The organism is Cryobacterium sp. TMT4-10 (genome assembly GCF_004403275.1).
In the GTDB taxonomy this organism is placed as follows: Bacteria; Actinomycetota; Actinomycetes; order Actinomycetales; family Microbacteriaceae; genus Cryobacterium; species Cryobacterium shii.
Genome location: NZ_SOGU01000038.1, coordinates 1 through 17,843 on the forward strand (window position 1 = coordinate 1; position 17,843 = coordinate 17,843).

At 70.6% G+C, this 17,843-nt stretch carries 16 protein-coding genes; 3 read left to right on the plus strand and 13 right to left on the minus strand.

Going from position 1 to position 17,843, the window contains the following annotated elements; translation table 11 throughout:
• Positions 1–42: 42 nt before the first annotated feature.
• The 7 genes from E3T42_RS06175 to sucC form a co-directional block, all read right to left on the minus strand.
• Positions 43–1,122, minus strand: a complete 1,080-nt coding sequence (locus E3T42_RS06175) for a Glu/Leu/Phe/Val dehydrogenase dimerization domain-containing protein (RefSeq protein ID WP_134402666.1) — start codon at positions 1,120–1,122, stop codon at positions 43–45.
• 149 nt (positions 1,123–1,271) lie between these two features.
• Positions 1,272–2,468: a mechanosensitive ion channel family protein gene (locus E3T42_RS06180; RefSeq protein WP_241975872.1), complete on the minus strand. Its 1,197-nt coding sequence runs from the start codon at positions 2,466–2,468 to the stop codon at positions 1,272–1,274.
• Between the two features lie 220 nt (positions 2,469–2,688).
• Entirely contained in the window at positions 2,689–4,365 is a 1,677-nt protein-coding gene (gene purH / locus E3T42_RS06185; RefSeq protein ID WP_134402667.1) for a bifunctional phosphoribosylaminoimidazolecarboxamide formyltransferase/IMP cyclohydrolase, read from the minus strand.
• Positions 4,362–4,955 carry a phosphoribosylglycinamide formyltransferase gene (gene purN, locus E3T42_RS06190; protein ID WP_134366224.1) on the minus strand — a complete coding sequence of 198 codons (594 nt, stop codon included), beginning with the start codon at positions 4,953–4,955 and terminating at the stop codon, positions 4,362–4,364. The genes purH and purN overlap by 4 nt, the downstream gene beginning before the upstream one ends.
• 92 nt (positions 4,956–5,047) lie before the next feature.
• Positions 5,048–6,397 (minus strand): DUF6350 family protein, encoded by a 1,350-nt coding sequence (locus E3T42_RS06195; RefSeq protein ID WP_241975873.1) that lies wholly within the window; start codon positions 6,395–6,397, stop codon positions 5,048–5,050.
• A 261-nt stretch (positions 6,398–6,658) separates the two neighbouring features.
• The gene (sucD, locus tag E3T42_RS06200) at positions 6,659–7,546 is read right to left on the minus strand and encodes a succinate--CoA ligase subunit alpha (protein ID WP_134366223.1); all 888 of its coding nucleotides are present in this window, start codon (positions 7,544–7,546) and stop codon (positions 6,659–6,661) included.
• 13 nt (positions 7,547–7,559) lie between these two features.
• Positions 7,560–8,729, minus strand: a complete 1,170-nt coding sequence (sucC, locus tag E3T42_RS06205; protein ID WP_134366222.1) for an ADP-forming succinate--CoA ligase subunit beta — start codon at positions 8,727–8,729, stop codon at positions 7,560–7,562.
• Between the two features lie 238 nt (positions 8,730–8,967).
• Between sucC and E3T42_RS06210 the strand changes: the two genes are divergently transcribed.
• The 3 genes from E3T42_RS06210 to E3T42_RS06220 all read left to right on the plus strand — a co-directional run bounded on the left by E3T42_RS06210 (position 8,968) and on the right by E3T42_RS06220 (position 10,935).
• The gene (locus E3T42_RS06210; protein ID WP_134366221.1) at positions 8,968–9,678 is read left to right on the plus strand and encodes a VIT family protein; all 711 of its coding nucleotides are present in this window, start codon (positions 8,968–8,970) and stop codon (positions 9,676–9,678) included.
• 100 nt (positions 9,679–9,778) lie between these two features.
• Positions 9,779–10,195 carry a DUF3054 domain-containing protein gene (locus E3T42_RS06215; protein ID WP_134366220.1) on the plus strand — a complete coding sequence of 139 codons (417 nt, stop codon included), beginning with the start codon at positions 9,779–9,781 and terminating at the stop codon, positions 10,193–10,195.
• Positions 10,196–10,455: 260 nt separating this feature from the next.
• Complete coding sequence (locus E3T42_RS06220; RefSeq protein ID WP_134366219.1) at positions 10,456–10,935, plus strand: MarR family winged helix-turn-helix transcriptional regulator; 480 nt, start codon at positions 10,456–10,458, stop codon at positions 10,933–10,935.
• Positions 10,936–10,939: 4 nt separating this feature from the next.
• Here the strand turns inward: E3T42_RS06220 and E3T42_RS06225 are convergent, their stop codons facing one another.
• The 6 genes from E3T42_RS06225 to E3T42_RS06250 form a co-directional block, all read right to left on the minus strand.
• Positions 10,940–11,215: a hypothetical protein gene (locus E3T42_RS06225; protein WP_134402668.1), complete on the minus strand. Its 276-nt coding sequence runs from the start codon at positions 11,213–11,215 to the stop codon at positions 10,940–10,942.
• 133 nt (positions 11,216–11,348) lie between these two features.
• A complete protein-coding gene (locus E3T42_RS06230; RefSeq protein WP_241975874.1) occupies positions 11,349–12,194 on the minus strand; it encodes an FAD:protein FMN transferase in 846 nt (281 codons plus the stop codon).
• Positions 12,194–12,736, minus strand: a complete 543-nt coding sequence (locus E3T42_RS06235; RefSeq protein ID WP_198416004.1) for an FMN-binding protein — start codon at positions 12,734–12,736, stop codon at positions 12,194–12,196. Before E3T42_RS06235 ends, E3T42_RS06230 begins: the two co-directional genes overlap by 1 nt.
• A complete protein-coding gene (locus E3T42_RS06240; RefSeq protein ID WP_134402669.1) occupies positions 12,733–14,148 on the minus strand; it encodes a ferric reductase-like transmembrane domain-containing protein in 1,416 nt (471 codons plus the stop codon). Before E3T42_RS06240 ends, E3T42_RS06235 begins: the two co-directional genes overlap by 4 nt.
• An 87-nt stretch (positions 14,149–14,235) precedes the next feature.
• Positions 14,236–15,333, minus strand: a complete 1,098-nt coding sequence (locus tag E3T42_RS06245) for an FUSC family protein (protein ID WP_241975875.1) — start codon at positions 15,331–15,333, stop codon at positions 14,236–14,238.
• Positions 15,333–17,804: an ATP-dependent helicase gene (locus tag E3T42_RS06250; protein ID WP_134402670.1), complete on the minus strand. Its 2,472-nt coding sequence runs from the start codon at positions 17,802–17,804 to the stop codon at positions 15,333–15,335. Before E3T42_RS06250 ends, E3T42_RS06245 begins: the two co-directional genes overlap by 1 nt.
• Positions 17,805–17,843: the final 39 nt, after the last annotated feature.

The window sequence follows — 17,843 nt, forward strand, 5'->3', positions numbered from 1 at the left end:
ACGCGGACGGCCGGCGACACGCGGGCCCGCGGCGGCTCCCAGCTACCGGGCGGCGTCGAGGCGCGCGGCCGCCAGGCGCTCGGCGGCGGCGAGGGTCGTGATGCCCAGGCCCCGGGCATCCGTGAAGATCTGCGTGACCACGTCGCCGATCGCCTCGACCCGGGCGGCGACCGCGTCGAGGTCGGCGTTCGGCTCGCTCGCCAGCGCGAGGTAGATGACCCCGCCGGCGTTGACGACGAAGTCGGGCGCCCAGAGGATGCCCCGGGCGTCGAGCTGGGCCGCCCCCTCAGGCTGGGCGAGCTGGTTGTTGGCGGCGCCGACGACCCCGAGCACGTTGAGTTCGCCGATCACGCGGGCGTTGAGCACGCCGCCCAGGCCGCAGGGCACGAACAGGTCGGCCGGAACGTGGTGTACCTCGTCCACGGGCACCCAGGTCGCGCCGAGTTCGGCGGCGAAGTCCTGCCGGGCGAGGTTGACGTCGCTGACCGTGAGCCGGGCGCCGGCGGCCGCGAGTCGGGTGGCGAGGCGTCCGCCCACCTGGCCCAGCCCGGCGATGACGAGGTGCCGGCCGGCGACCTCCCGGCTGCCAAACAGCGCCTCGAGGGTGGCGACAATGCTCGCGTACACGCCGGCCGCGGTCGCCTCGGCCGGCTCGCCGACGCCGCCGCTGGCGACCGGCAGGCCGCAGACGTGGTCGGTGCGCTCCTTGACGACGGCCATCAGCTCGGCGTTCGTGCCGACATCCTCGGCCGTCATGTAGGCGCCGTGCAGGCTCTCGATCGCGTCGCCGAGGTCGAGCATGGCGTCACGCCGCTCGGCGTCGGTGAGTTCCGTGTCCAGCGGCAGGTGGATGACGGACTTCCCGCCCCCGAGGTGCAGCCCGGCGGCCGCGTTCTTCAGCGTCATCGCGGCCGAGAGGCGCAGGGCGTCGGCGACGGCATCCGTCCAGTTCTCGTATTGCCACATGCGGGCGCCGCCAAGGGCCTGGCCCAGGCGGGTGGAGTGCACGGCCACGGTGATGACGAGGCCCGAGCGGATGCCGGTGGTGATCAGCACGCGCTCGTGCGTGAACGGGATGCCGATCAGCGCGTCCAGCGAGGGGTTGGGGTGCGTGAGAGTCATGGTGGTTCTCCTTGCTGGTCGGCCTTGTGGGCTGGCTGCGCCGGCGCGATCGTGGCGCGTCGACTGCACCAGAATAGCCGCGCCGCCCGCCCGGTGCACGCCTCCTGCGCCGCGAGCCCGGCTGCCTGCGGCCGCCCTCCGAAGCCGCCTCAGTGCTCCTCCGACGCACCCTTCTGCACGGGAATGGCCGCCGTGAACTCCGCCGCCCGCGCCTTGGCGCTCTCGTCGCCGGAGAACAGGCCGATCGGAGCGGTGACGGGGTGGGGCGATTTCGGCGCGCGGGCGACGGCCTGGTCACGCGCGGGCTCCCGCCGGAGCTCCATCCGGCCCACGGGCAGCGCCTCGGGGTTGTGCGTGTTGATCCAGTCGATCAGGTTCTCGCGCACGAGGCAGCGGAGGTCGAACAGGGTGGGGGCGTCGGCGGCGGAGACCAGCACGCGGACCCGCACGAAGCCGCCCACGGCATCCGTCACCTGGAGCACGACCACGCGGCCGTCCCAGAGTTCGGTCTGCGCGACGATGCGGTCGAGTTCCTCGCGCATCCCGGCGGGGTCCACGCGCCAGTCGAGGTCGAACTCGACCGCGCCGAGCAGCTCGCTGTTGTGGCGGGTCCAGTTCTGGAAGGGGTTCGTCGTGAAATAGGTCGACGGCAGCACCATCCGGCGGTCGTCCCAGATGTGCACGACCACGTAGGTGAGCGTGATCTCCTCGATCTTGCCCCACTCGGTCTCCACAATGACCACGTCGTCGACGCGCAGGGCGTTGTTGAAGGCCAGCTGGATGCCGGCGAACACGTTCGCGAGGGTGGACTGCGCCGCAAGGCCGGCGACGACGCTGAGCAGGCCCGCGGATGCGAACAGGCTCGCCCCCAGGGTGGCGGCGCCGGGGATGCTGAGCAGCACGGCCCCGATCGCGCAGATCACGATCACGACGACGCCGATACGGCGCAGCATCCGCAGCTGGGTGCGCACGCGCCGGGCGACGCGGTTGTCCCGCACGTCCACGCGGTACCGGGAAGCCGAGAGCTCCTCGAAGAAGTAGAGCAGCGCGCAGACCAGCCAGGCCGACGCGGCGATGAACAGGGCGCGGAAGATGAAGTCGACCAGCCGCTCGATGTCGGTCGTGGTCTGCAGGAACAGCGTGTTGACCGACCAGATCGCACCCACGAGCAGCGTCAGGCGGAACGGCACCCGCACGAGCCCGACCAACGTGCGGGCCCAGGTCTTGCGGCGGGCCGCGACCCGGAACGCGAGGGCCGTGATCCCCGTGACCACGACGGCCCCGACGATCGCGACCGCCAGGGCGATCAGGTAATCCGGTTGGATGAACCCCTCGAGATCTGACACGGCCGTCCTTCCTGCCGTGACGTCGGCTGCGGCCACGGACCCTTCAATGGTGCCAGAGTCCGCCGTGTGGCCAATTCAGGAACGAACGGATGCCGCGCGATCGACCGCCCGGGATTCCGGGCAGTCGACCGGCGGCATCCGCGGATCTCCTGAATCAGCCGCACCGGCACCAGATGAACCCGACACTCGGCGCCCACAGCCGGCGGGCAGCCCTCTCCGTTCAGTGGAAGAAGTGGCGCTCCCCGGTGAAGTACATCGAGACGCCGGCCGCCGTCGCCGCGGCGATGACTTCCTCGTCGCGCACCGAGCCGCCGGGCTGCACGACCGCGGTGACCCCGGCCTCGAGCAGCACCTGCAGGCCGTCGGCGAACGGGAAGAACGCGTCGGAGGCCGCGACCGAACCGGCCGCCCGGTCGCCGGCGCGCAGCACGGCGAGGTGGCAGGAGTCGACCCGGTTGACCTGCCCCATTCCGACGCCGACGGATGCCCCGCCGCGGGCCAGCAGGATGGCGTTCGACTTCACCGAGCGGCAGGCCTTCCAGGCGAACTCGAGGTCCGCGCGGGTGGCGGCGTCGGCCTCGTCGCCGGCGGCGAGGGTCCACGTCCCGGAGTCGAGGTTCTCGAAGGAGTCCGTCTCCTGCACGAGCAGGCCGCCGGAGATCTGGCGCAGCTCGAGCGAGGAACGCTGGTAGTCGGCGGGCAGTTCGAGCAGACGGATGTTCTTCTTGGCGCTGAGCAGTTCGAACGCGGCCGGCTCGAACCCGGGGGCCACGAGCACCTCGGTGAAGATCTGGCTGACCGTCTCGGCCATGGCGAGCGTGACCGTGCGGTTGGCGGCGATGACCCCGCCGAACGCGGAGATCGGGTCGCAGTCGTGGGCGCGCTTGTGGGCGGAGGCGATCGAGTCCGGCGTCTTCGGGCTGGCGACGGCGATGCCGCAGGGGTTGGCGTGCTTGATGATGGCCACGGCCGGTTCGGCGAAGTCGAAGGCGGCACGCACGGCGGCGTCCGCGTCGACGTAGTTGTTGTACGACATCTCCTTGCCGTGGCGCTGCACGGCCTGGGCGATGCCCTGGCCGCCGTCGCCGACGTAGAGGGCGGCGGCCTGGTGCGAGTTCTCGCCGTACCGCAGCACGGCGCTGCGGGTCGCCTCGATCAGGAGGGTGTCCGGGAACGGCATCTCCGCGTCGAGGGCGTCACCGATGACGGCGTCGAACTCCTCGAGGATCTCCTCGCCCTGGGCCGCGCTGTCGTCCTGCCACTGGTCGTAGACGTTTTCGGTGAACCAGGCGGAGACGCTGAGGTCGTAGCCCGCCGTGTGCTCGAACGCGAGCGAGGCCAGTTTCTGGCGCAGTTTCAGCGCGGTGCCGCCCGCAGCGACCGCGGCGATGATCTCGTCGTAGTTGTCGGGGTCCACCACGATGGCGACGTTCGCGTGGTTCTTCGCGGCGGCGCGCACGAGGGCCGGGCCGCCGATGTCGATCTGCTCGATCACGTCGGCCGGGGACGCCCCGGACTCCACCGTTTCCACGAACGGGTAAAGGTTCACCACGACGAGTTCGAACGCGGCGATGCCGAGGTCGGCGAGCTGCGCCTCATGCGATTCCAGGCGCAGGTCGGCGAGGATGCCGGCATGCACACCCGGGTGCAGGGTCTTCACCCGGCCGTCGAGGGATTCGGGGAATCCGGTGACGCTGGAGACATCCGTCACGTCGTGGCCGGCCGCGCGGATCGTCGCCGCGGTCGAACCGGTCGACACGATCTCGACGCCGGTCGCCGCGAGGGCGGCCGCCAGCTCCACCAGCCCGGTCTTGTCGCTCACCGAGATGAGGGCGCGCCGCACGGGCACGACATCCCGGTCGCGGTACAGGCTCTGGGCGTTGGTGGGACCGCTCATATGTGGGAATGCTCCTTGAGGTCGACGTGTCCGGTGGCGATATCGCGCACCGCCTGCACCAGCAGGCGACGCTCGACGATTTTGATTCGGTCGTGCAGGGATGCCTCGGTGTCGCCCGGCAGCACCGGCACCCGTTCCTGCGCGATGATCGGTCCGTCGTCGACTCCGGTGTCGACCACGATGAGACTGGCGCCGGTTTCGGCGACCCCGGCGGCGAGGGCGTCGCGCACGCCGTGGGCCCCGGGGAACTCGGGCAGGTACGCCGGATGCGTGTTGAGCAGGTTCGGGGACAGGGCCGCCACCACCCGAGGCGGCAGCAGGCGCATGAAGCCGCTGAGCACGACCACGTCCGGCGTCCACTGCCTGATCTGCGCGAGGAGCTCGTCGCCCCAGGCGTCCCGGGACGGATGCGAGGTGAACGGGACCGTGAAGGAGGAGATGCCGAACTCTTCACCGAGTTCCAGTCCGTCCGCGTCGCGGTCGGCGCCGATGGCCACCACCCGCGCGGGGAAGTCGGCGTCCTGGCACGCCTCGAGCAGGGAGCGAAGGTTGGATCCCCCGCCTGAGATCAACACGACCAATGACAGCACGGGACGAGCCTACCGTTTGACGGGGCCGGCCGGGGCGTGCCGGGGCGGGCCAGTTAGCGGCGGCGGCTGGGCCTGGGCCTGTGGCTGTGGAGCTAGCGGGGCGGGCGGAGGTCCCGGAGTCGACCGAGCAGACGGCCGGCGCTGGTCGCCTCGTTCACGCGGCTCGTCGAGGCACCCGTCGCGGCACCCGTCGACCGGCTGCGCACCAGCGCACGGGGCTCGGGGGTCAGCAGCCCGGCGCAGGCCGCGATCCCGACCTCCAGGGCGGCAAAAACGGCGACCAGGAGCGGATTAGGGCCGACCTCCACGAGCCGGCCGGGTCCGAGGGCGCCACCTGACCACCAGGCCAGCAGCCCGAGCAGGACGCCGGCGACGAGACCGGTGCCGAGGCCCGTGAGCAGCCGCTGGGCGAGGTGGGGCGCGGCGGCCCCGCGGTGAGGCGTGCGCTGGCGGATGATGACCGCGGCCAGGAAACCGAACACAACCGGCGCGAGCAGACCGAGGAACCCGAACGCCAGGCTGCCGTGCGGCAATGCGCCGAAGATCGGCAGCCCCGGTACGGCTCCGAGTGAGGTGCCGATCGGGGACACGCTGCTGCCCGCGCCCACGGCGATGCCGGGTCCGACCAGCCAGGAGGCCGCCCAGATCACCAGGTTCGGAATCAGGGCCAGCTGGGCCAGGGTGAGCACGATGCCGCCCAGGATGCCGGCCTGCACCGTCTCGTAGAGGCCGATGATGGTCGCGAAGTTTCCAAGGATCAACACGCACACGACGACGGATGCCACGCCGACGACCCCGGCGGCGGCGGCGGTCCCGCCCCGCAGCGCTGCCCCGGCGACCGTGCGCACCGTGTCCGGCAGGGTGGCCCGCTGGGCGGCCGGCACCCGGGTCGGCAGCAGTCCGGGCAGCGCGTCGACGAAGCGGCCGAGGACGCGGCCGGGGAGCCCAGGGTCTGCGCCGAGGAGCACCCCGGCAGCGTAGATCGCCGTGGGCAGGAGGATCCCCTGCAGCAGGGCGGGGCGGAGGGCATCCGTGCCGGCGGTGGCCGCGAGCAGGATCGTGAACAGCGCGTAGGTGAGCACGGCCGCCGTGGCACCGACCCACCGGAAGGGAGTCTCCGCGGCCCGCCGGCCGGTGCGGAGGCCGAACGACGCGGCCAGCAGCGCGAACCCGAGCAGGGCGATGGTGATCGGGAACGGGGCGTCCGCCCCGGGCAGGCCGAGGGCGGCCACGAGGGCCGGGTCGAGTTGCACGGCCAGGTCCACCCCGTTGCCGAGGAGCCAGACGTCGACGGCGGCGCGCCAGAACACGAGCCCGTCCACGGTGAGGCCGAACTGCGTGGCCCACAGCACGGTCAGCGGGACGGCCGAGATGCCCAACCCGATGGCTACGACAATGAGCGCCTCGAGTGCGGCAAGCAGGGCTGTCGTTAAGCGTTTCATCCGGTCGGAGCCTACCCTTTCCCCCGCACCGGCTTTCCAGCCCCCGCCGCGCACTCACCAATTCGACGGAGATTTTGCTCCCCACAGCCGCCTGGGCGCGGTTTCGGCCCGATTTCGGCAAAATCTCCGTCGAATTCGTCAGGGCACCGGGGCAGGAGCTGCAGCACGGGCAGGAGCAAGCGCACGAGCCGGGGAGACGAGAAAGGGCCCGCCTGGAAGGCGGGCCCGATCAACGGATTCCGGTGGGAACCGGCACCGGTGCTACAGCGCTGCGAGCACCTCTCGCAGCAGGGTGGCGGTCTCGCTCGGCGTCTTGCCGACCTTGACCCCGGCGGCCTCGAGGGCCTCCTTCTTGCCCTGGGCGGTTCCGGCTCCGTTGGAGACGATGGCGCCGGCGTGGCCCATGGTCTTGCCCTCGGGGGCGGTGAAGCCGGCGACGTAGCCGATCACCGGCTTGGTGACATGGGCCTTGATGTACTCGGCCGCCTTCTCCTCGGCGTCGCCGCCGATCTCGCCGATCATGACGATGGCGAGGGTCTCCGGGTCAGCCTCGAACGCTTCGAGCGCGTCGATGTGGGTGGTCCCGATGATCGGGTCCCCGCCGATGCCGATCGCGGTGGAGAAGCCCAGGTCGCGCAGTTCGTACATCATCTGGTAGGTCAGGGTGCCCGACTTGGAGACGAGGCCGACCGGGCCCTTGCCGGTGATGTTCGCCGGCGTGATGCCGACGAGCGCTTCGCCCGGGGTGATGATGCCGGGGCAGTTCGGACCGATGATGCGGGTCTTGTTGCCCTTGGCGACGTTGTACGCCCAGAACTCGGCGGAGTCCTGCACGGGGACGCCCTCGGTGATGATGACGAGCAGCGGGATGCCGGCGTCGATGGCTTCGATCACGGCGTCCTTGGTGAAGGCCGGCGGAACGAACGCGATGGAGACATCCGCGCCCGTCTTCTCCATGGCCTCGGCGACCGTGCCGAACACGGGCAGTTCGACGTCGCCGTGCACGACCGTGGTGCCGGCCTTGCGGGCGTTGACGCCGCCGACGACCTGGGTGCCGGCCTTGAGCATGAGGGCGGTGTGCTTGGTGCCCTCACCGCCCGTGATGCCCTGCACGATGACCTTGGAGTCCTTGTTGAGGAAGATTGACATGTTCGAAAATCCCTTACTTCGCGGCGTGGGCGAGTTCGGCGGCCTTGTCGGCGCCCTCGTCCATGGTTGCGGCCAGTGTGACGAGCGGGTGGTTGGCCTCGGCGAGGATGCGGCGGCCCTCCTCGACGTTGTTGCCGTCGAGGCGCACGACGAGCGGCTTGTTGGCGGCGCTGCCGAGTTCGGCGAGCGCGCCCACGATGCCCTTGGCGACGGCGTCACAGGCGGTGATGCCGCCGAAAACGTTGACGAAGACGGCCTTGACCTGCGGGTCGCCGAGGATGACGTCCAGTCCGGCCGCCATGACCTCAGCGGATGCTCCGCCTCCGATGTCGAGGAAGTTGGCCGGCTTGACGCCGCCGTGGTTTTCGCCCGCATAGGCGACGACGTCCAGGGTGCTCATGACGAGCCCGGCGCCGTTGCCGATGATGCCGACTTCGCCGTCGAGCTTGACGTAGTTGAGGTCGTTCTCTTTGGCCTTCGCTTCGAGCGGGTCCGCAGCGGCCGCGTCCTCGAGGAGGGCGTGCTTCGGGTGGCGGAAGCCGGCGTTCTCATCGATCGTGACCTTGCCGTCGAGCGCGATGATTTCGCCCTCTTCGGTCAGCACGAGCGGGTTGACCTCGACCAGGGTCGCGTCCTCACCCTTGAACACGGTGTAGAGCTGCACGAAGACCGGTGCGACCTTGTCGACCAGCTCGTCCGGGAACTTCGCCGCAATAGCGATCTCGCGGGCCGTGGCCAGGTCGATGCCGGCGATCGGGTCGATGGCGGTGTAGGCGAGCGCCTCGGGCTTCTCGACCGCGAGGACCTCGATCTCCACGCCACCCTCGTAGCTGGCGAGGGAGAGGTAGGAACGGTTGGTGCGGTCCAGCAGCACGGAGAAGTAGAACTCCTGTGCGATGCGCGCTCCGCCGGCAACCATGACCCGGTTGACGGTGTGGCCCTTGATGTCCAGGCCAAGGATCGCGCGACCGGCGGCCTCTGCGTCGTCGGGGGTCTTCGCGACCTTCACTCCGCCGGCTTTGCCGCGGCCGCCGACCTTCACCTGGGCCTTGACGACGACAACGCCGCCCAGCTTCTCGGCTGCAGCACGCACCTCCTCCGGAGTGTCCGCGATGATGCCCGGAAGAACCGGGACTCCATACTGTTCAAACAGGTCTCGTGCCTGATATTCGTAAAGATCCACGCTGCTCTTCCAATCCGCGTCGAAGCGTTCCTGCAAGGTCTTGAGGGGCAATGGGCACGGATGCCCGCGCCGCAAATAGCTCGACATCAAGACATACGTACCGTTTCAAACTCTAGCGTCCCACACGGGCATCGCGAACACCGCCCGGCTGGCCGCGCGGGCCGCAGACCGCGCGAAGGCTCAAAAAGCCCGCCGGTTCGTGCTGGCGCTCCGGGCATCCGACTGGTTGGATGCAGACATGACTGAACCGGAGCACGGCACCGAACCCCACTCCGCCGACCATGCCTCGCGCCTGAATTGGCTGCGGGCCGGGGTGCTCGGCGCCAACGACGGCATCGTGTCGGTGGCGGCCCTGGTGGTCGGCGTCGCGGCGGCGACCACGGATGCCGCGGCGATCCTGATCGCGGGCGTCGCCGCCCTGCTCGCCGGCGCGATCTCGATGGCCCTGGGCGAGTACGTCTCCGTGAGCAGCCAGCGCGACACCGAGCGGGCCCTGATCGCCAAGGAGACCTGGGAACTCGAGCACATGCCGGATCAGGAGCTCGCCGAGCTGGCGGGCCTGTACCAGGCGAAGGGTCTCAGCACGGATACGGCCCGGCTGGTGGCACTCGAGCTGACCTCGCACGACGCTCTGGCGGCGCACCTCGAGGTGGAACTGCACATCTCGGCCGAGGAGTTGTCCAACCCCTGGCACGCCGCGTACGCCTCCGCGATCGCGTTCACGGTCGGTGCGGTCCTGCCACTGCTGGCGGTGCTGCTGCCGCCGCCGGAATGGCGTCTGCCGGCCACCTTCCTCGCCGTCGCGGTCGCCCTGGTCATCACCGGCTGGCTGAGCGCGTACCTCGGCGGGAGCCCGAAGTCCCGCGCCATTTCCCGGGTGCTCGTCGGCGGCCTGCTCGCGCTCGGCGTCACCTGGGCGATCGGCTCCCTGATCGGCACCTCGGTCTGACCGGCACCTCGGTCTGTTCGACTCCCAGGCCGGCACCGCGGCCTGACCGACGCCCTGGCCGGCCCCGCGGCCCGATCCACGGCCGCCGTAGGCTGGAGGCATGGTAAACCAGCGAGTCCGCGCGTCCACCGTCCTTGTCTCGGCGGGCCTCGACGCCGCGCTGGTCCTGGTCTTCGTCCTGATCGGCCGGGCCAGTCACAGCGAGGGGCTGCTCGGCGCGCTCAGCACGTGGTGGCCGTTCCTCGGCGGGCTGGCCATCGGCTGGGTTGCCCTGCGCGCCTGGCGCAGCCCGCAGCGGATCGTCTGGACCGGCGTCGGTATCTGGCTGGCCGCCGTCGCCGGCGGAATGCTGCTGCGCCTGGTGAGCGGCCAGGGCGTGCAGCTGAGTTTCGTCATCGTCACGACGATCGTGCTCGGGGTGTTCCTGCTCGGCTGGCGCGGGCTCGCAGCCCTTCTGCGCCGGGCCCAGGCGCGGCGCGGCGCCCGCATCCACCCTCTCGCTCGCGCCGAACGGTGAGCAAGTCTCCTCTCCCGACGTGATCGAGGGGCCGAACTCACGGCTCGGCGAAAGGGGGCGGGCGTCCGCTCGGCGAGCAGCCCGGGGAAGGGGAGACTGACGGGTCGGGCATCCGTTCGGCGAGCAGCCCGACGACCCCTCGCCGAACCGTGAGAAGCGACCCTCTTCGAGCCCGGGAAGGGAGCGCAACTCACGGTTCGGCGAGGCCGGCAGAGCGGGCGGTTTTAGTTGAAACGTCAAGTTAGCGGTAGAATCGGGCCATGACCGAACCGCGCTGGCTGACCGACGACGAACGAGAAGCGTGGCTGCGGCTGATGGCCGTGACGATGCTGCTGCCGAACCGCCTCGAGCAGCAGTTGAAACGGGATGCCGGCCTGAGCCACTTCGAGTACTACGTGCTCGCGATGATCTCGGAGTGCGCCGACCGGTCGCTGGCACTGACCGAGCTGGCCTCCCGCACCAATTCCTCGCTGTCCCGACTCTCCCATGTGATCGCCCGGCTGGAAGCACAAGGCCTCCTGACCCGCGCCGCCTCGCCGAGGGACGGGCGCGCCTCGATCGCGACGCTGACGGATGCCGGCTGGGCCAAGGTGCTCGCCAGCGCCCCCGGCCACGTCGAAGAGGTGCGATCGGTCGTCTTCGACGCGCTCAGCGCCCGGCAGGTGTCCCAACTCAGCGACATCTGCGGCCGCATGCTGGCCACGCTCGACCCGCACCACCGGCTGCTCGGGCTCGGCTGAGCGGCTAGCGCTGGAGTTCGTCCTCGCCGGCCTCGAACGTGCGGTCCTCGATGCGGTCCTCGTCGACCGCGCGGTCCTCCGCGCGGTCCTCCTCATCGTCGAGGCCGACCGGGCGCTGGTCGGCGTCGGCCATCCACTCCGCCTCGCCTTCCTCTTCCTCCTCGGGGAGAAGGTCCTCTTCGAGGGTGCGGTCGATGTCGTCGATTTCGCGCTCCTCGTCGACTCCCTCGCTCGCGGCATCCGCTCGCCGCGGCCAGAGCCCGTCCGGGTCAGTTGCCATGGTCACCACCTCCTGGTTCGACGGCGGCCACCCCGAAGGCGCCCCCGCCCGGGCAACGGTACGCTCCCGGAACCGAAGCGACAAGGCTGCCGGCGGGGGCAGCCCGCGGGGTGCCCGGCCACCTCGGCCCGGCTCAGGCGGGGCCCGCCCGCAGCCCCGGTGTGGCGAGCAGCGAACCGTCCCTCAGCACGGCGAGCACCTCGATCTCGAAGTTCTCGGTGCTGCGGTTCAGTGCGTCCTCGCCGCCGGCGATGATGGTCGTGGCCAGCACGTCCGCGGTCACGATGTCTCGGCCGAACACGCTGACCTGGCGGTACGGGGACACCCCGCCGTCGACCGTCGTCCAAATGTGCTCCCCCCGCTCCGCACTGCCCGAGCTGGCCACGGCGCGCAGCGGCCTGGCCAGAGGCACGGAGGCGAGCAGGGCCTGCCGGTCCGCCGGGTCGACGATCGCGGCCAGCCAGTCCTGCCCCGGCGCCTGGTGACCGCTGACGAGGATGTCCCCGCCCGCGTTCAGGGACCAGTCGCCGGCACCCCGGGCGGCGAGCAGGTCGCCCGCCTCCTGGATGGCCAGGCTCTTGACCACTCCGGACAGGTCGATGGCGCCGTCCGCCCGGTGCGGGGTGAAGACCCCGTCGGTGCGGTCGCGCCAGTCCAGGGCGAGGGCGTAACAGACCCGGAGGGTGTCGCTGGCCTGGGTGAGGCGAACCTGCCCGCGGTTGACCCGGCTCAGTTCCGAGTCCGGCCGGTACAGGCTGAACTGCTCGTCCCAGCGCCGGAACACGCCCTCGACCGTGGCCCGGGTCTCCAGCGCGGGGACGCGGGGTTGCGCGCCGCCGTCGAGTGCTGCGGCGTCACCGGCGGTCGCACCCAGACGGATGCTGACGACGGTCCCCATGGTCTCGACCAGCAGCGCCGCCACACCGGAGCCGCCCGGCAGCACGGGCGACGGCGGCGTCAGAGGACTGTTCTGCCGCATCAGAACTGGGCGGCGTCGAGGGCCGCCTGCATCGATTGCAGGTAACCGGCGGTCGTGTAGGTCGCGCCGCTGACGTTCTGCACCTGGGCTGACTGCGCGGTGAGCACCTCGGACCGCAGGATCGGCGCGGCCTGGTTGCTGATTGCCACCGATCTCGGGTCGTGGTCGGTCAGGTGCAGGGCGCTCACCTCGGTGATCGTGCCGTTGTCGATGGTCACCGACACCTGCACGTTGCCGAAGCGGGTCTGCACGACCGACCCGTCGAAGGTCCCGGTGACCCCGGCGGGGGTGGCCGCGACCGGCGCGGTCGCTGCCGCCGGCGCCTGGGCCGCCTCCCCCGTTCCCGCGGTCGGCGTGGTTGCTGACGGTGTCGTTGCGGACGTCGCGGCTGGCGTCGTCGACGCGGCCGGGGTGGTCGTTGCCGTGGTCGCACTGGCCAGGGTGGCCTGCAGGGATTCCGCGGCCGGCGCGCCGACCATCCAGCCGATCGCCAACACCGAAACGGAGGCCAGGGCGGCCGAGGCCGCTGCTCGTATTCTCACCAGTCGAACCTTTCAAAATGGATTTGTCGTGTGGGCAGGCCGGCCGAGCGGGCGTCCCGCACGACCTCGTCGGTCCAGCGGCGCGGGCCGCAGATGTAGACGTCCGACTCGCGGAGCTGCGGCACCAGGGTCTTCAGGCTGACCCGGGCCGACACCGCTTTGGCAGGGAGCCACGTGTTCAGCCCGGCGGGGCGCTTGCCGGCGATGATGCGCAGTTCGGCGCCACGGGCCTGGCAGAGGGCGGCCAGTTCGTCGGCCAGGTAGCTGTCTTCGGCCGTGTGGGCGCGCAGGATGACCGTGGCGTGCCCCGGCAGGAACGTCGCCGTTTCCAGCAGCGAGCGGATCGGGGCGACGCCGATGCCGGCGGCCACGAGCACGAGCCGCGGGGAGGTCCTGGCCCGGTCGGTGAAGAGGCCGTAGGGCCCCTCGAAGCTCACCCGGGTGCCGCGGCGCAGGCCGGGCAGGGCCGCGGAGGCGTCGCCGAGGGCACGCACGGTGATCCGCAGCGAGTTGCCGGTGGGGGCGGCGGAGAGGGAGAACGGGTGCGCCTGCCACCAGAGTCCCGGCGTCCAGAAGCGCCAGATGAAGAACTGGCCGGAGCTGGCCTTGAGCCGGCGCAGCCGGCGCCCGGACAGACGGATCGAGACGACTCCGTCGCCGACCTCGTCGACGCCCTCCACCACGAGCCGGGCCCGCAGTGAACGCACGACCGGCAGGATGAACCGGAAGACCAGGATCGACCCGGCCACCCCGGTGTACAGGGCCAGCCAGTAGTACCACTGGGCCGATCCCGCGATCAACAGGCTGCCGGAGGTCAGCTGGTGCGGGAGCGCGGCCAGGACCGCGGCGTAGGAGAGCAGGTGCACGATGTGCCACACCTCGTAGGGCAGGCGGTGCCGCACGATCACGAGGGAGGTGACGACGACGAGGATCAGGAGACCGAGGCCGGCCAGGGCCAGGAGCATGTCCGGCAGCTGGGTGATCATGCTCCACGCCTCGGCGAAGATGGTGACCTTGCCGGCGAGCGAGTAGCCGGTGATCAGGAGCACGACGTGCGCGAGGATCAGGTACAGGGCGGGCTTGCCCAGCGACTGGTGCAGCGCCATGGCGCTGTCGTGGCCGAAGGCCCGGTCGATCGCGGGCAGCCGGGCGGCCAGGAGCATCATCACGAGCAGCAGGTCGGTGCCGACGAGCCCGGTCAGCACGCCGAGGGAGGTGATCGCGTCAGCGGGAGTGGAGAACCGGGCGGCCCCGCCGTCGCCGAGGAACAGTGCGATCGAGACGGCCACGGAGACGAAGCAGAGCACCTGCAAGGTGTCGGCCAGCCGCATCCGTCGCTTGTATTCGGGCCGGACGCGCGGGGTCGGGGCCACCCTGAGGGGCCGTTGGGTGACGCGGGTGTCGAAGCTCATGAGTGAAGCTTCTCGAGACAACCAATCGGGACGCTATCGACGACCTGTGAACAACCTGTGCGCTTCCGATGCGCGGGGGCGGACTGCTCAGGCGGCCGGGTGCCGCGGGCCGTGCCGGGCCACGGCCCGCGCCGCAAGCACGATCAGGATCGCGACCGCGCCGCCGAGCGCGGTCTCGACCACGCGGTCGACCAGCAGCGCCGGGACCGCGGTGGGGCCGGCCAGGTGGGCGACGGTCAGCGCCAGGGGGGTGACGAAGAGCAGGGCTGCGCCGTAGTGGCGGCCGATCAGAATCTCCGCGCCGAACTGGCCGACCGCGATCACCGCGATCAGCACCCAGACGGATGGCCCCGGCAGCAACACGAGTCCGGTCACCGCGACGCCGAGCACGGTGCCGACGATGCGGTGCACGGCGCGGGAGATCGAGTGCGCGGCCCGCGGCGGCGGAAGCACCGCCACCACGCTGACGACGGCCCAGTAGGGGTGCCCGATGCCGGCCAGCATCGCGAGGGCGCCGGCCAGGAGCACCCCGGCCGCGTTCTGGGCGATGGTGAACCACACCTGCGGGTCGCGGACGGCGGCCGGGCGCAGGAGCGGCTCGCGGGGCAGGAGCTTGAACAGGTCGGTGGAACGGTCGCCGGCCAGGCGCCGGAACCACCAGCCCGACATGGTCAGCAGCCAGGCGAAGGCCGCCGCTGCGACGCCCACGAGCAGCCGGGGAACGACCTCCGCCGCCGGCGTCAGGATCTGGGCGCAGACCAGGTAGGCGAAAACGAAGAAGATGGGCGTTCCGGGGAACAATCCGTACGTCGACGCCACCAGGATCCCCGCCGTGATCACGCCCAGCAGGCCGAGCACCAGCACGGGCAGGGCCGCCCCGGTCACGGCCATCGAGAGCCCGAGCGCGAGGCTGACGAGCATGCAGGCCGCCGCGACGCTGACCGTGCGCGCCCGGAGCCGGTACGGTTCGCTCCGACCGTACAGCGAGGTCATCGCCCCGAACGACGCATAGGCCGCCCAGTCGATCCGACCGATGGCCACCAGCACGATCAGGGGCGCCACGACGGCCATGCTGGCCCGGGAGGCCACCTCGAGGTCGAGGGCGGGGAGGGATTTCACCCGCTCGAGCAGGGACTCGGGCTTACCTTCCGGTGCGCCGGGCTCCGCGGCGCGCGGCCCCGCCACTAGATCTTCTCGATCGGCGCGATCTTGATCAGGAGCTTCTTTGCGCCCGCCGTGTCGAACTGAACGTGCGCGATCCGTTTGGTGCCCTCGCCGGTGACCTGGTTGACGCGGCCCTCGCCGAAATCGACGTGACGGATGCGGTCGCCCGCTGCCAGGGTGAGGTCACCGTTGTCGCGCACCTGGCTCGGCACCCGGTTGGCCCACTCGGTCTTCGGTTTCGGTGCTGGCGGCAGGGCCTGCGGCTCGCCGCGCTTGGCGAAGCCGCCGCCGAATCCGTCCCGCCTCGCGTTCAGCGCCCGGGGCTGGGTGCCCCCGCGGGAATTGGCCATGCCCGGGGACTGCTTCCAGTCGATCAGGGCGACCGGGATCTCCTGCAGGTAGCGACTGGGCATCGCCACGTTGATATCGCCGAACTGGGCCCGGGTCATCGCCAGGGACAGGTAGAGGCGCTGGCGGGCCCGGGTGATGCCCACGTAGAAGAGGCGCCGTTCCTCGGCGGGCCCGCCGGGCTCGTTGGCCGACATCTGGTGCGGCAGCAGCCCCTCCTCGACGCCGGTGAGGAACACGGCCTCGTATTCGAGCCCCTTGGCCGTGTGCAGGGTCATCAGCGACACCGTGCCGGAGGCGTCGTCGAGGTCGTCGGCGGCGGCCACCAGGGAGACCTGGGTGAGGAAGTCGACCAGCCCCGAGTCGGGGTTCTCTTTGTTGAAGTCCTTGGTCTGGGCGACGAGTTCCTCGATGTTCTCGGCGCGCGCCTCGTCTTGTGGGTCGCGGCTGTTCCGGAGCAGGGTGAGCAGTCCGCTGCCGTCGAGCAGGAAGGTGAGCAGCTCGGACACGTTGGCCGTGCCGGCCGGGTTCTCCGGGTCGAGCTTGCCCGCCGCTTCGTCGAGCAGGGTGGCGAGCTTCAGGATGGCCCCGGTCACCTTGGGGCCGAGGCCCAGCGACGAGGAGTCGCGCATGGCCTGCCGGAAGCTGATCTGGTTCGCCTCGGCGAAACTGGCCAGCGCCGTCTCGGTGGCCGGCCCGATCCCGCGCTTGGGGGTGTTCAGGATGCGGCGCAGGGCCAGCTCGTCGGTCGGGTTGGCGACCGCGATCAGGTACGCCAGAGCATCCTTGATCTCGGCGCGCTCATAGAACTTGGTGCCGCCGACGACGCGGTAGGGCACCGCGGAGCGCACCAGGATCTCTTCCAGCGCACGGGTCTGCGCGTTGGTGCGGTAGAACACGGCCATGTCGCGGTAGGCCATGCCGGCCTGGTGCAGCACCTCGATCTCGTCGGACACGAACTGGGCCTCGTCGTGGCCGGAGTACGCCGTGTAGCCGACGATCTTCTCGCCGTCGCCGCCCGCGCTCCACAGCCTCTTGTCTTTGCGGTCGAAGTTGTGGCCGATCACGGCGTTCGCGGCCGAGAGGATGTTCTGGGTCGAGCGGTAGTTCTGCTCCAGCAGGATCACCTTCGTGCCCGGGAAGTCGCGCTCGAACTCGCTGATGTTGCGGGTGTCCGCGCCACGGAACGCGTAAATGGACTGGTCGGAGTCGCCGACCACGGTGAGCGAGGCCCCGGGGATGCCGCCGGTGGCGTCGCGCAGGTTGCGCACGTGCACGCCCTGCGCCTCCATCTCCTCGGCCAGAGCGGGCTCGACCGGGCGTGTCAGCTCCCGCACGAGCGAGTACTGGGCGTGGTTGGTGTCCTGGTATTCGTCGACCAGGATGTGGCGAAACCGGCGCCGGTAGAGGGCCGCGATCTTCGGGAAGGCCCGGAACAGGTAGACCGTCTCCCCGATCAGGTCGTCGAAGTCGAGGGCGTTCGCGGCGCGCAGCCGGCTGGTGTACTGCCGGAAGATCTCGACGAACATGACCTCCTGCGGGTCGCTCATGTTCGCATTGCGGGCGTAGGAGTCGGCGTCGGCGAGCTCGTTCTTGAGCTTGGAGATCTTCGCGGAGGCATTGCCGGGGGTGAACCCGAGGGTGTCGGCGTCGAGGGCCTTGATGATGCGCTTGAGGGTGACCTTGCTGTCGGCCGAGTCGTAGATGCTGAAGGTGGGCGATAGGCCCGCGTTCTCGGCCTCGCGGCGCAGGATGCGCACGCAGGAGGAGTGGAAGGTGGAGATCCACATTCCGTCGGCACCCTGGCCGAGGATGACCTTGACCCGCTCGCGCATCTCGGCGGCGGCCTTGTTCGTGAAGGTGATGGCGAGGATCTGGCTCGGCCAGGCCTCGCGGGTCTCCAGCAGGCTGGCGATGCGGCGGGTGAGCACGCTGGTCTTGCCGGAGCCGGCTCCGGCGATGATCAGCAGGGCCGGGCCGCGGTACAGGACGGCTTCTCTCTGCTGACGGTTGAGCCCCTCCAGCAGGGGGCTCTCGTAGCCGCTGTCGTCGGAGCGGCCGTGACCGGCCCCGTCGAGAATGATGGGCGCCGCGGAAGGGACCTCGCGGGTGGGCGTGTGATCCGGGTCGAAGAGCGTCGTCATATCGATCACAATTCTAGGTGGTGCGTCTGACAGGGCCCC